General features: G+C 59.8%; 12 protein-coding genes. 4 read left to right on the top strand and 8 right to left on the bottom strand.

The features are described 5' to 3' along the window. Positions 1 to 2: 2 nt before the first annotated feature. Genes Z947_RS0114045 through lptF form a run of 3 tightly spaced genes read right to left on the bottom strand, consistent with a single transcriptional unit; the run spans position 3 to position 4,374 of the window. Positions 3 to 2,150 (bottom strand): LPS-assembly protein LptD, encoded by a 2,148-nt coding sequence (locus Z947_RS0114045; protein WP_037938937.1) that lies wholly within the window; start codon positions 2,148 to 2,150, stop codon positions 3 to 5. Further along, positions 2,150 to 3,247 carry an LPS export ABC transporter permease LptG gene (lptG, locus tag Z947_RS0114040; protein ID WP_025044924.1) on the bottom strand — a complete coding sequence of 366 codons (1,098 nt, stop codon included), beginning with the start codon at positions 3,245 to 3,247 and terminating at the stop codon, positions 2,150 to 2,152. The genes Z947_RS0114045 and lptG overlap by 1 nt, the downstream gene beginning before the upstream one ends. Further along, positions 3,244 to 4,374, bottom strand: a complete 1,131-nt coding sequence (gene lptF, locus Z947_RS0114035) for an LPS export ABC transporter permease LptF (RefSeq protein WP_025044923.1) — start codon at positions 4,372 to 4,374, stop codon at positions 3,244 to 3,246. Before lptF ends, lptG begins: the two co-directional genes overlap by 4 nt. A gap of 156 nt (positions 4,375 to 4,530) precedes the next feature. On the opposite strand from lptF, the gene Z947_RS0114030 reads away from it, so the two are divergent. Beyond that, a complete protein-coding gene (locus tag Z947_RS0114030) occupies positions 4,531 to 6,003 on the top strand; it encodes a leucyl aminopeptidase (RefSeq protein ID WP_025044922.1) in 1,473 nt (490 codons plus the stop codon). A gap of 5 nt (positions 6,004 to 6,008) precedes the next feature. Then, positions 6,009 to 6,467, top strand: coding sequence for a DNA polymerase III subunit chi (locus Z947_RS0114025; RefSeq protein ID WP_025044921.1), 459 nt, complete (start codon positions 6,009 to 6,011; stop codon positions 6,465 to 6,467). 90 nt (positions 6,468 to 6,557) lie between these two features. On the opposite strand, the gene Z947_RS0114020 is transcribed toward Z947_RS0114025, so the two are convergent. The 4 genes from Z947_RS0114020 to Z947_RS0114005 form a co-directional block, all read right to left on the bottom strand. Continuing rightward, positions 6,558 to 7,097: a GNAT family N-acetyltransferase gene (locus Z947_RS0114020; RefSeq protein ID WP_025044920.1), complete on the bottom strand. Its 540-nt coding sequence runs from the start codon at positions 7,095 to 7,097 to the stop codon at positions 6,558 to 6,560. A gap of 89 nt (positions 7,098 to 7,186) precedes the next feature. Next, a complete protein-coding gene (locus Z947_RS0114015) occupies positions 7,187 to 7,768 on the bottom strand; it encodes a retropepsin-like aspartic protease family protein (RefSeq protein ID WP_025044919.1) in 582 nt (193 codons plus the stop codon). A gap of 53 nt (positions 7,769 to 7,821) precedes the next feature. Continuing rightward, positions 7,822 to 8,454 (bottom strand): MarC family protein, encoded by a 633-nt coding sequence (locus tag Z947_RS0114010; protein ID WP_025044918.1) that lies wholly within the window; start codon positions 8,452 to 8,454, stop codon positions 7,822 to 7,824. Between the two features lie 120 nt (positions 8,455 to 8,574). Beyond that, entirely contained in the window at positions 8,575 to 10,434 is a 1,860-nt protein-coding gene (locus tag Z947_RS0114005; protein WP_025044917.1) for an ABC-F family ATP-binding cassette domain-containing protein, read from the bottom strand. A gap of 104 nt (positions 10,435 to 10,538) precedes the next feature. Between Z947_RS0114005 and ndk the strand changes: the two genes are divergently transcribed. Continuing rightward, positions 10,539 to 10,961: a nucleoside-diphosphate kinase gene (gene ndk / locus Z947_RS0114000; RefSeq protein WP_025044916.1), complete on the top strand. Its 423-nt coding sequence runs from the start codon at positions 10,539 to 10,541 to the stop codon at positions 10,959 to 10,961. 78 nt (positions 10,962 to 11,039) lie between these two features. Here ndk and Z947_RS0113995 read toward each other — a convergent pair whose 3' ends face one another. Next, on the bottom strand, positions 11,040 to 11,366 hold the full coding sequence (locus Z947_RS0113995; RefSeq protein WP_025044915.1) for a TfoX/Sxy family protein: 327 nt from the start codon (positions 11,364 to 11,366) through the stop codon (positions 11,040 to 11,042). Positions 11,367 to 11,438: 72 nt separating this feature from the next. Between Z947_RS0113995 and Z947_RS22180 the strand changes: the two genes are divergently transcribed. Then, positions 11,439 to 11,663: a hypothetical protein gene (locus tag Z947_RS22180; RefSeq protein WP_025044914.1), complete on the top strand. Its 225-nt coding sequence runs from the start codon at positions 11,439 to 11,441 to the stop codon at positions 11,661 to 11,663. Positions 11,664 to 11,665 lie beyond the last annotated feature (2 nt).

Here is an 11,665-nt window from a genome sequence, read left to right as displayed (position 1 = left end):
GATCACCTTTGACATGAGCGACTATATTTTTGATTGCCCGACGTGGCTGAAAAGCCCCTTAGGCCGACGTTAAACCCCAAACTGGTCGTAGGCTCAACCGCCGTTGATGAAGAATAGCTGCGCGCGACCGAGAGATCGACGCCGACACATTCGTTGTTGTAGCTGATGCCAAGGCCGGCAGTGGCTGCGCGGTCGTCGGCGACGTTGAAACGCCAGTCCGCTTTGACTTCCCAATTGGCGTTAATCTCGTACCGTCCGGCCAGCAGGATTTCCGAAACGGCCTCGTCGCGGTCTTCTGCGGCGTCCTCGTCCAGCCAGACATAGCTTCCGGCAAGGGAGCCGCGGCTGAAACCCCAGTTGCCGCGCAGCTCGGCCTTGGCAAAGTTGAACTTCCTGTCAAACAGGCTGCGGCCCGACAGGGACAGGCCGTTCGGGGTGACGATCTGGGCGGCAAACAGGATGTTGGACGACACGCCGCCCAGACCCGTGGTGACGGAAAAATCAGGATCGCTGTCGCTGCGAAACACCTGACCGAGTGAAATGTGACTGTCCCAGCCTTGCGGGTTTATGCGCGACCAGTTCAGACCGACAGCCGCCACTGTGCCGCGTTCGCGCCGGTCGGGGCGGGGAAAGCGGGACAGGGACAACAGATTGCCTTCGTCAAACTCCACTTGGGTGCTTTCGTCATTGGGCACGTCCAGACGGCGTCCGCGTGTCCAGCCGATTTGCGCCACAGGTTCAAGCAGTTGGGTCGCGCCTGCGGCCTCGCGGCGCAGCATGGGATAGCGCAACGCCAAAGCGGCGGTAGGCACGATGTCAGAATGGTTTTGCGCATAAGACGCATCTTGGGTGATATCAAAAAAGTTAAAGCTGATGCCGGTCTGCAGATCCGCCACCAAACCGCTGCTATAGGTAAAGCGGCGGCGCCAATCGGCCTGACCGTGCAGCCGCGCCACATCGCGCCCGTCGGTCACCAGATCGGCGTCCGGTCCGTCTGTGTCGCTATCCGAATTGCGCCGGTGGGCGTGGGCTTGCAGGCGTAGGCGCAACTCGCCGCCGATTGCCTGCGGAAAGATGCGGCGTTCATATTCGCCGTCCAGCACCACGGTGGGCAGGTTGTCGTTGATGTCATCGGCCCGCAGGCTTTCAAAGTTGTAAAAGCTGGCACGGATGAATTCGTCGCGCCGGGCGCGGCTTGCGGTAATCTGGCTTTCCAGCCGGTCTTCGACGAAATAGCCATATTCATTCAGATAGGCGCGGTCGGTCGTGGTTTCGATGTTGAACGTCAGCTTGAAATCGCGCGCCAGATCGAAACTCCCGCTCCCGAACAGGTACCCACGCCGCTTGCCGGGCTGTTGATCATCGCGGGTATAGGCCCCGTTGAAGCTGATGCGCCCTTGGCGAAACGCTTGCCGATAGCGGAATTCAAGGGTGCGCGTCACGCTTGAGATATAGGGCGTCAGGGTCAGGTCGCGGTGATCGCCCAGCTTGATGAAATAGGGGATTTTCAGGCCTGTGCCCAGTTGCGAGGTCGTGCGGCTCGACGGCACGAGGAAACCCGTCGCCCGTTCCAGATCGGGGCCGGGCAGACGCAGACGCGGCACGTAAAAAACCGGCACATTCAGGATGCGAAACTGCGCCTCGTCAAAGTAAAGCTGGTCTTCGAGCTGGTCATGGATCACCCGTTTTGCGCGGATCTGCCAAAGCGGTGCACTGCCATCGTCACAAACCTTGCAGGAGGTCACGGAGACTTTGGAAAGCTGGCTGTAGCGGCCCTCGACAAGGTCCACCTGTGCAGCGGCCAATTGCAGTTGCTGGTTCAGGATCATGCGCGCGCCTGTCAGAATGCCGTTGCGCATGTCGGCCTCCAATTGACCGGCATCGGCAAAAATCAGCGTCTCGCCGTTGTCTGTCAGGGTAATCGGGCCCTGAATGACCAAACTGCCATCGGTCTGGTTGTAGCGCACGGATTTAGCCTGCAAGCGCGTGCCGTCCTGAAACGCCTCGACATTGCCTTGGGCGACCAGCGTGCGATCGCTTTCGATAAACACTTCATCAGCGACCAGAATTGCCGCGCCTTGCGGGGTGTCCTGTGCGAGCAGCGCTGCGGGCAAAAGCAGGGCAAGGGCGATTAAAAGGGGGCGCAACATCACCCGTCCTCCACATGTAAAAGCAGGCCAAGCGCCAGCAGGACCGAAGCCACAGGCGGTGCCCAAGCGGCCAGCAACACAGGGATCTGGCCGTTTTCCCCTAGTATCTGCGCAAAGCTGCGGATGAAGTACAGGCCGAACCCTAGCAGGACCGCCGTCAGCACGGCAACGCCCGTGCCACCAAAACGCGTGTGGCGCATGGTAAAGGCGCTGGCGACCAGCACCATCGCCATCAAGAAAAGGGGGCGTGCAAATTCGGTCTGAAGCCAGACCTGATGGCGTCGCGCCGAAAAACCGGCCTGTTCCAATTGGCGGATAAAGGTCGGCAGATCGTAAATCGACACGGCGGCGGGTTTGCCGATGCTCTCGCGGATGCGTTCCAGCGTCAAAGACGAAGGGATTTGCAGTTCATCAAAGAACTGGGCGTTGGCTTCGGCGTTCACGCCTGGGGTCAGCGGCCATGACTTGGCTTCGTTCAGCGTCCATTCCCCGTCTTTCAGGGCGGCACTTGCGGCCTCGATCCGGCGCACGGGCCCGTTTTCGATGTCGTAAGAAATGAACGTCACATCATAGAGCACAGAGGCATCCGCATTAGAACGCCACGCCCGGATGACAGTTTGCCCGTCGACATTGCCCTGACGCAGCCACAAGCCTTCGTCGCTGATGGAAAGGGCAGAAGGCCCACCCGCACGGTAGCTTTCGGAAAGCTGCAAATAACGGTTGCCGGTTGCCGCAACAATGGGGTTCAGCATCCCCACGGCCATGATCCCGATCATCAAGGCCACGAACACCGGCGCAATGAGCGCGCGCAGGGCAGAGCGACCCGCCGCGCGCGTCACCACCATTTCGGACGAGCGCGCCAGCGAGATAAACAGCGTGATCGTCGCGAGGATGACGATCAGCGGCAAGATCAGGTTGATGGTTTGCGGGGCGTTCAGAAACGTCAGACCCAAGATCCGCTGCCAGCCCAGATCAAGCCCGCTGAACTTGCGCGCCTGTTCGACGCCGTCGACCAGCATCACCAGCGCAAACAGCACCGTGGTGATCAGCAGGAAGGTAATCGCGAAACGACGGGCGAAATATACATGCAGGATCATGGTGTTGACCGCCTCCGTCGCAGGCTGTGCAGCCATCCGGCATGCGCCACATGCCACAGCATGCCGCTGACCAGCAGCGCGCCGATCAGGGACGGTAGATAAAGCAGCGGCCAGCGGCTGGCATCTTCGCGCACCGTATCAACCAGTGATCCGCGAATGCCGTCAATGGCGATCAGCAGGGCAAAGGCAATCGCGATTTCGCGCCAGACCCCGAACCGCGAAAATCCACCCGTCAGCAAAGTGGCATAGCCGACAAGCGCCGCGACGATGCAAAACAGGGATTGCGCAAACCGCGCGTGCAATTCTTCGGCTATGACGCCTTTTGCATCACCGGTCAGGGCCGACACCGAATCCCAATCCATCATCAGGCGCGGTGAAACCAGATTGGGCACTGATTGCGACCCCACTGTGCTTTGGTTCACAAGGCTGGATATATCAAACGAGAAGTCGCGGAATTTGGCCGTTGCCAGCCGCGTATCGACCTTGTTCAGCCGCTGCGCCAGCCCGTCCACCATGATCAGGGTTGTGCCCTCGCCGTTGCGCACCAGATAGGCTTCGGCGGCAGTATAGATCACACCTTCGGCGGGATCGCGCCGGTCTGACAGAAATACATCGCGCAGCACGCCGCTGCTGTCGATCAAACGGGTGTAGAAGGTGACGTTCTGCGTGGGGTGCAGGAATTGCCCCTCGCGCAGCAGGCTGGCGGTGATGTTCTGCGAAATCTCGTTTTCACGCTGGCTCAGTTCGGCCTGCGCCATAGGTACCAGAAAATGGCTGAGCACGCTCATCATACCGGCGACGCAAAGCCCGTAGATGAAGACGGGGCGCGCCAGCCGCCAGGGGCTGGAACCGGTGGATTGCAGTACCGTCAATTCGGATTCCGAAGACATCCGGTTGGTCACATAAACCGCACCTGCAAAGGTGGCGATGGGCAGGACCGTGGTGATCAACTTGGGCAGGCCAAGGGCCGTGAACTCTAGGAAAACAAGCGCCGATTGCCCGTCGCCGATCAGCCGGTCAAACAATACAACCGCGCGGTTGATCCAGAACAGCGCAACCAGAACAAGGGCGAAAAAGCCAAAGAGCAGCAAAAGCTGTGACAGCATATAGCGGTCTAGTCGTGCCACGCGCGCCCCCCAAAGGTTCCATTGGCCCCAAACCCGCCGGTTTGGTCTGTTTAGCCGCAATCTTTAAAGCAAAATATGGGCGGGGAAAACTGCTAACTGGTCATGGGTGGCCCTTCACGCTAGGTCTTGTGGAAATTCGCAAACAAAGGCCCAATCATGACCCCACTTACCCCAATCACCTTCGCCGCTACTGATATCGACCAGATTGCTACGCAGGAAGGCCGCGTTGCCATTTTTGTGGCACCCGAAGGGCCATTGGATGCGGGGGCACGGCGGGTGAACAAGCTGACACGCGGCGCGGTGCAGCGGTTGATGGATGGGCCGAAATTCGCCAAGTCCAAAGCCGGCGATGCCTTTTCGTTGGAATTTCCCGTGGGCATGGCGGCCGAAGCGGTCGATATTGTGCATCTGCCACGGCGCACCGACGTGCACGAGGCCCGCAAGGCCGGCGCGGCACTGGCCAAGCGGCGCGGGCAGGCGGATCTGCTGATGATCGCGGCCAACATGAAATATGTCGCCGAGGTTTGTTTTGGTCTGGCGATGCGGGATTACGGCTTTGACGATCATAAAACCGACGCCAAGGAGCGTGGCGGTGCGGTGGTTGCAATGTGCAGCAAACCCGATGAGGCCGAGGTGGCAGCAGGGCCCTTGATGGCGGTTGCCGAGGGCGCGTTTATGACCCGTGACCTGACCAATGCACCAGCCAATGTCCTGACGACAACCGAGTTCGCGGACCAGTTGGCGGGCATGGAAAAACTGGGTCTCAAGGTTGAGGTACTGGATGAAGAACAGCTTGCAAAGCTTGGAATGCGCACGCTTTTGTGTGTGGGGCAGGGGTCCGACAGCCCGTCCAAGGTTGTTGTCATGCAATGGCTCGGCGGCGCTGAGGGCGATGCTCCGCTGGCGCTTGTCGGTAAGGGCGTGGTGTTTGACACGGGCGGTATCAGCCTGAAGCCCGGGGCCGGCATGGAGGATATGACCATGGACATGGGCGGCGCGGGTGTTGTCGCTGGTGTGATGCGCGCACTGGCGCTGCGCGGGGCCAAGGCAAATGTTGTCGGGCTGGTGGGCTTGGTCGAAAACATGCCGTCGGGTAACGCGGTGCGCCCCGGTGACGTGATTACGTCGATGAAGGGGGATACAGTCGAGGTGATCAACACCGATGCCGAAGGCCGTTTGGTGCTTTGTGATGTGATGTGGTACGCGCAGGAGCGGTTTGAACCAGCTGCGATGATTGATCTGGCGACCCTGACCGGCGCGATTATTGTGGGCCTTGGCCACGAAAACGCCGGTGTGTTTTCCAACGATGATCCGCTGTGCAATGCTTTCCTGAAGGCGGCTGAGGTCGAAGGGGAAGGCGCGTGGCGCATGCCGATGGGGGCAGGCTATGACGCGCTGCTGAAAAGCCGGATTGCAGATATGAAAAACATCGGCGGTCGGGCCGCGGGATCGGTCACGGCGGCGCAGTTCCTCAAACGGTTTGTTAAGGACGAGACGCCATGGATCCACCTTGATATTGCCGGTGTGGCATCGGTCAAGTCCGAGACCGTATTGGCACCGGCGGGGGCGACCGGTTGGGGCGTGGCGGCGCTGAACCGGCTGGTGCGCGACCGGTTCGAAAAGGGATAGAGGCGATGGGGGCTGCTTACTTTTACCACCTGACGCGGCGGCCTTTGGTCGAAACCCTGCGGATGTTGCTTGGCAAATCGCTGGAGAACGACTGGACCGTCGCGGTGCGCGGCACGGATAAGCAGGCCTTGGCGGATCTTGATCGGGTTCTGTGGTTGGGGCCGGAAGAGGACTTTCTGCCCCATGCCATGGCGGGGGGCGACGATGATGCCCTGCAACCGGTCCTGCTGACCACGCAGAACACCGCGGCCAATGCGCCCGATTGCGTGATGTCGGTGCACGGCGCGCCGGTCACGGCCGAAGAAGTCGCAGCGTTGCAGCGGGTTTGCGTGCTGTTCGACGGCGACGACGAATCCGCGTTGAACGTGGCGCGTGGCCAGTGGAAAACGCTGAAAGACGCAGGCGCGTCGGCCCAATATTGGTCAGAGGAATCAGGACGTTGGGAGAAGAAGGCGCAGACTTGAAGGGGGCTGGATTAGCGGGGCTTTGCCCCACCGGCGGTGCGCGGAACAATCCGACCTTTCAAATCCGCGTCGGTTTCGGCGGGGCCGCTGTTACGGCGTTTGAGACCCGCCGTTATTGCCCATTGGATGTACCCAGATCTCGGCCTGCGGTTCGTGGGGGGCACGCGTCCCATCCGTGACAGCGCCAAGCCGCTTTGCCACCGCCTGCGATCGGGTATTGTTGAAATCGATGTAGCTGTAGAGCTTGTCCAATCCCAAATCGTCGCGCGCCCAGTGTCTGACGACGCGGGCGGCTTCGGTGGCGTAGCCTTTGCCCTCTGCGCCCTCGAACAGATGCCATGCCAGTTCAATGTCGGGCCAGTTCGAATGCTTGAGCAACCCGACACGACCGACCGGATCCCCCGTGTGCTGTTCCACCACGGTGAAAAAGCCGAAACCATGCCATTGCCAATGGCCGACGCCGGTCAAAAATCCGAACCACGCCTGTTCCGGCGTAACGGTTTCTCCTTGGGCTTGCATGGAGGGTGCGCTGGTCATGAAACGGGTGAGCGCAGCAAGATCATCCCGTTCGGGGCCGCGCAGGACCAACCGTTCGCTGCGCAATTGCGGGGCTGTGGAGAGGGGTGTCATGCGTCGCCTTTGGGGTCAGTTACAGAAAAGAGGCAAAGTCAGGCACCACTATAAGGCAGACGCGACCGAAAGAAAGGCCGCGGGCGATCCTACCGCGTCAGGATCAATTCGCCACCGGCGATTTCGATCCGGCCCCAGCGTTGCAGATAGCCCATGCCCAGCAGGCTTTGTTCCATCTGCCCTTCATTCACCACGGCCGCCACATCACGGTCGACGATTTCGCCCAATTGGACCTGTTCGAGACGCACAAAGGCGGTGCGCACCTCGCCGTTGGCCGTATTGGCGCGGCCCAGATAGGCGAGCGTTTCGGGATCAAGGCCGGCACGTTTGGCATCCGCCTGCGTTAGCACCATGTCGGTGGCACCGGTGTCCACGACAAAGCGCACGGCGGCGTCATTGACCTGTGCTGTCAGGTAATAATGCCCGTCACGGGCGCGCGGTACCACGATCTGGTCACTGCCAGCGACGCTGAATTGGGGGGTGCGGGCGTCGCGGCTGATGTCTTGCCACAAGCCAACGGCGGCGGCACCGCCGATAAAGATCATCGCCCAGACTGCGCCGTATTGCAGGGTCTTGTTCAGCCCGTCACGCGATTGCATGAAAAACCAGCCCGCCACCATCACCAGTAGGACGACCAGATAGATCAGATTTCCTGTGTCGAAATTTCCCATGATGCTCCCTTTGTCCCACTGTCCGTCACATATAGGAACGCGCGGTGCCGAAGTCAGCCCGTAGCGGGACCGAAACCAAACGCCGCAAGGCCGTCGAGCACGAATTGCACGGCCAGTGCGGCCAGCAACATGCCCAAAATACGGGTGATCACGTCAATGCCCTTTTTGCCGATGATCCGGTCCAGATAGCTGCTGGCCATAAGCGTCAGACCCAAGGCGATCAGGGTCAGGGCGGTGATGCCAAGCACGGTGATCAGTCCCTCACCTCCCGGTTTTTCGCCGATCAAAAGGATGATGGAGGCGATGGAGCCGGGGCCGGCGATCAGCGGAATCGCAAGCGGGAAGACGGAAGGATCGTCGATTTCCTCGCCTTCGGTGCGGTCCTCGCGGCGTTTGGTGCGCCGTTCGAACAACATGTCGAGGGCGGTCAGGAACAGCAGGATGCCGCCCGCGATGCGGAAGGCAGGCATGGAGATGCCGGCAAAGCCAAGCACGGCCTCACCGAAAAAGGCAAAGAGAACAAGGACAAGACCAGCCACGAGACAGGCGTGAAGCGCAACTTTCCTGCGCTCTGCCGGTGTCATGCCCGAAGTCAGGGCCAGAAACAGCGGAGCGATGCCAATGGGGTCGATCACCACGAACATCGTGACGAGGGCGGTAATCATATAGGCCGTGTCGAGGGTCATGTTAGCGTCGATCCCGTTGCGATCCAGTTGTGGGCTGCGCCCATTCTTTTGTTTTAAGGGGCTCTGCCCCATCGGTCAAAGACCGATTCCCCGCAGCATTTAAGGCCAAAAAGAGGAGGTTCAGGCGGAGGCCTTTTCGAGTTTCTCTTCGGCTTGCATCCAGAGGGTTTCGGCGCGCGAGAGGGCGTCCATGACTTCGGCGTATTTTTTGTTCCAGACTTCGAGTTCGCCGATCTTGCTGCTTTCGTAGAGTGCCGGATCGGCGAGTTTTTTGGCCAGTTTGTCGCGCATTTCGTTGATTTTGGTAACGCGGGCCTCGGCTTTGCGCACTTCGGAGCGCAGGGCGAGGATGTCTTCGCGGCTGGCGCGTTTCTCTTTCGGTTTTTCTTTGACCTTGGTGTTTTTGCTGACCGGTTTCGTCGGGGTCAGCAGCAGTTTACGGTAGGATTCAAGATCGTCTTCATAAGGGACCACGGTGCCGTTCGACACCAGCCAAAGGCGGTCGGCGACCATCGACAGCAGGTGCATGTCGTGACTGACAAGAATCACGGCACCCGAGTAATGGGTTAGCGCCTCGACCAGCGCTTCGCGGGATTCGATATCAAGGTGGTTGGTCGGTTCATCGAGGATCAGCAGGTGTGGCGCGTCCAATGTGGCGAGCAGCAAGGACAGGCGCGCCTTTTGACCGCCCGACAGGCGACCCACTTCGGTTTCGGCCTGATCGGGGCCAAGGCCGAAACCCGCCATCTGGGCGCGTAGTTTCGAGTGCAGCACACCGGGGCGAGCCGAGATCAGATGTTGCAGCGGCGTTTCATTGACGTGCAGTTCGTCGACCTGATGCTGGGCAAAGAAGCCGATGCGCAATTTATTGGCGTTGATCGCCTTGCCATCCATCAGAACAAGCCGGTCGGACAGCAGTTTTGACAGTGTCGATTTGCCCTGGCCGTTGCGCCCCAAAAGGGCGATCCGGTCGTCCTGATCAATGCGCAGGTTCAGGCGCGACAGAACCGGATTGCCTTCGGAATACCCCACAGAGCCGTTTTCGATCGAGATGATCGGTGGCGAGAGTTCTTCGGGTTTGGGGAAGGTGAACACACGTTTCGCCGCCTGTTCAGGCGTTGAAATCATGTCCATCTTTTCGATCATCTTCAGGCGGGATTGCGCCTGTTTCGCTTTTGAGGCCTTGGCTTTGAACCGGTCCACAAAAGATTGCATGTGGTCGCGGCGTTGCTGTTGTTTCTTGGCCATGGCCGCCTGCACCGCGCGTTGTTCGGCGCGTTGGCGGGCGAATTGATCATAGGGGCCTTGGTAAAACGTCAGTTTGCGGTCTTCGAGGTGCAGGATGCCGTTCACCGCGCGGTTCAAAAGGCCGCGGTCGTGGCTGATGATGATGACCGTATGGGGGTATTTGGCGAGGTAGGCCTCGAGCCAGAGCGCCCCTTCGAGGTCAAGGTAGTTGGTCGGTTCGTCAAGCAGCAGCAGGTCGGGCTGGGCGAACAGCACACCGGCCAGCGCCACGCGCATGCGCCAGCCGCCCGAAAAGGCAGAACAGGGCATCAGCTGGTCTTCGGGTTCGAACCCCAGACCTTTGAGGATTGAGGCGGCGCGGCCTTCGGCGGACCACGCATCAATGTCCGACAGGCGCGCCTGAATATCGGCGATGCGACCGGGGTCGGTGGCGGATTCGGATTCGATCATCAAGGCGGCGCGTTCGGTATCAGCCTGCAACACGGTATCAAGCAGCGATGTCTCGGAGGAGGGCACTTCCTGTGCCACGCCGCCGATCTTGGCGCGCGAGGGCAGGGTGATTTCCCCCGCATCAAGGCCCAGTTCACCGCGAATGATCTTGAACAGGGTGGTTTTACCCGCACCGTTGCGCCCGACAAGGCCCACTTTGTGACCTTCGGGAATGACAGCGGAGGCTTCCTCGAACAGAGGGCGACCTTCGACGGAATAGTTGATTTCTGAGATGCGTAACATGGGCGGGGTGTGCCGCAATGCGAGGGCAGCGTCAATCGCGGGTTTTCATGGGCCAAACCTCATGTTAGGGAGCGGCCAAATTAACCCCCGTAGGAGCAAGCCACATGGCCCTAGAGCGTACATTCTCGATCATCAAACCAGATGCAACCAAGCGCAACCTGACCGGCGCAATCGTCAAGAAATTCGAAGACGCAGGTCTGCGCGTTGTCGCATCCAAGCGTATCCACCTGACAATGGCACAGGCGGGCGAGTTCTATAAAGTCCACGCCGAGCGTCCGTTTTACGGCGAACTGTGCGAATTCATGGCATCCGCGCCAATCGTTGCACAGGTTCTGGAAGGCGAAAACGCCATCGCGAAAAACCGCGAAGTTATGGGCGCAACCAACCCAGCAGACGCAGCCGCCGGCACAATCCGCGCCGAATTCGCTGAAAGCGTTGGCGAAAACTCCGTTCACGGTTCTGACGCACCAGAAACCGCTGCCGAAGAAATCGCGTATTTCTTCTCCGGTCTGGAGTTGGTGGGCTAAGCCTGCCGATCTAAAAGCGAAAAATTTGAAAGGGGCCGCAGCGATGCGGCCTTTTTTATTGGGAGACTTACGGCGTGATCAGGGTTTGCGCACGCCGATATCATCCAGCAACTGGTCGAGCGCATTTTGTGCACTTGGCTTGTTGACCGCTTTCAAGGTGTCGAACCTTTTGCGCAGGGCGGCTTTTTCGTCGCCCTTACAATCGTTCCAGGGACGGCCCTGAAGCGCCATCACCAACACGTAATAACCGATGAAATGTGGTTTTGTGCCTGTGCGCAGGATTTTGGCATAGGCCGCGTCGGGCCCCAAGGCGCGAAGCGTTTCGGCATCTTTGATACCGGCTGCCGTGCAACTGGCCTCGAAAGCGGGGCCAAGGTTGCGGATGGTGGAAACAGGTGTCGACATGCAGGCAAACCTATCGTGGTTCGTGCCGCGGTGTCACCCGTCAAACGCTGGCGTCAAAGGCTGGCGTAATCCGTGAAAACCGGCTTCGGGTTTGGCTTTGGCGGGCTGGCTTGCGCCCCTGAAACAGGTTTCGGGGCGGGGGGGGCAGGTGTTTTTGTGGTGTCTAGGCGTGCCATCGGGCTGCTCCTGAGTTGCGGCCGGATGGGTGAAAGACCAGCCAATACAGCCAAGCTGCCTGAAAAGCTGGGCCCCAAAGGGGCGGAAATGTGGCAAAACTTTGTCGCGGATTTTAGCTAAGT

This window comes from Sulfitobacter geojensis (assembly GCF_000622325.1).
Taxonomy (GTDB): Bacteria; Pseudomonadota; Alphaproteobacteria; order Rhodobacterales; family Rhodobacteraceae; genus Sulfitobacter; species Sulfitobacter geojensis.
The sequence above is the reverse complement of the archived record's forward strand: the minus strand, read 5'-3'. Positions and strand labels throughout refer to the sequence as shown.